This is a genomic window from Nocardia sp. NPDC058497 (genome assembly GCF_042720195.1).
GTDB lineage: Bacteria > Actinomycetota > Actinomycetes > Mycobacteriales > Mycobacteriaceae > Nocardia.
Map to the genome: position 1 here is coordinate 1 of NZ_JBHXMY010001043.1, position 1,083 is coordinate 1,083.

The 1,083-nt window shown below is 52.3% G+C and carries 2 protein-coding genes; both read left to right on the forward strand.

Translation table 11 applies throughout. From position 1 onward, the window contains the following. The coding region (locus ACFWPJ_RS33565; protein WP_378857651.1) for a hypothetical protein at positions 1 to 491 on the forward strand (491 nt) is incomplete at its 5' end. A 17-nt stretch (positions 492 to 508) separates the two neighbouring features. Continuing rightward, complete coding sequence (locus ACFWPJ_RS33570; RefSeq protein ID WP_378857653.1) at positions 509 to 1,075, forward strand: hypothetical protein; 567 nt, start codon at positions 509 to 511, stop codon at positions 1,073 to 1,075. Positions 1,076 to 1,083 lie beyond the last annotated feature (8 nt).

Genomic DNA, 1,083 nt, shown 5'->3' on the forward strand with positions numbered 1-1,083 from the left:
ATTCAGATCGGAGTTACACCATCTTCCTGGAGCGGAAGGATAATTGGAGTAAGACAGATTTCCGACGAAAAGTCGCCGTACTGAAAAGGGCTTCGGACGATGGCGCGCTGAGTCGAAAGCCCGATAACCAGCCGACTCGGCACGGCAATGCGCAGAGTTCAGCGAGGACTATGTTGGAAAATTCTATCAACAAAGACTACAGCGATGAACTCAGGGAAATTGATAGAAGATATGCGCGTAATGTTATCGATAAGGACAATCGGGACCGCATGCGCGACCAGGCGGCAGCGCTGCATGCGCGACGACACGAGCGGCTGAAGTCGAAAGAGATGGATCACCTCCATGAACTCCAATTGAATGGACTCGACGCTCGTGGTAATATCGGACCGATCGAGGGTATTACCAATCACGGGGTAGGCCAGCAGATCAGGAATCAGTTGCGTACCATTCCGGGGAATGCCACAATCAGAATCGAGGTCTTAAAATGGTAGGATCGGCACTCGCCGACGTGGCAAGTAAAGTGACTGCTGTTAGGAATGCAAGCGCGAATGATCCGGTCGCACTTTCTAGATTTCCCTCGGGTAGCGAATTGGATACCTTGCGCATCCTCGGGGAGTATTGCGAAGAGATGCATCGTAGTGTTGATCGCAACGATGTGCCGGTTTCGGTGCTGGCGGGGCTGGAAAGTCTGCGCATCCCTATCTCGTTGATTGAATTGAATCGGATTACGAGTGGCCCTAGCGTGAGCGGGTTGAGTATAGGTAGTCGTTTTGCTAAGGGTGACATCATGGATGAGGACGGGGAGGTATATAGGATAGAGGAACACTGGATCAACGTTGGAATCGCGGGCAATGACACCTTTCTGTTGAACCTGACCACCGGGCACGTCATGTTCTCGGATCAGTATTTCTGGCGGTATGGCGAGGAGAATCGCTCTCGGGTCGTTTCGTCGGATATGCTGACATTTGTTAATGAATACATGTTCGGCGCCAAGTATGTCGAATTGGTGGATCCGTCCGAGCTGGAGGATCCGGACGGTTGGTATGCAACCCTGGTCGCGAACGGGTGGGCATGACATTGTGG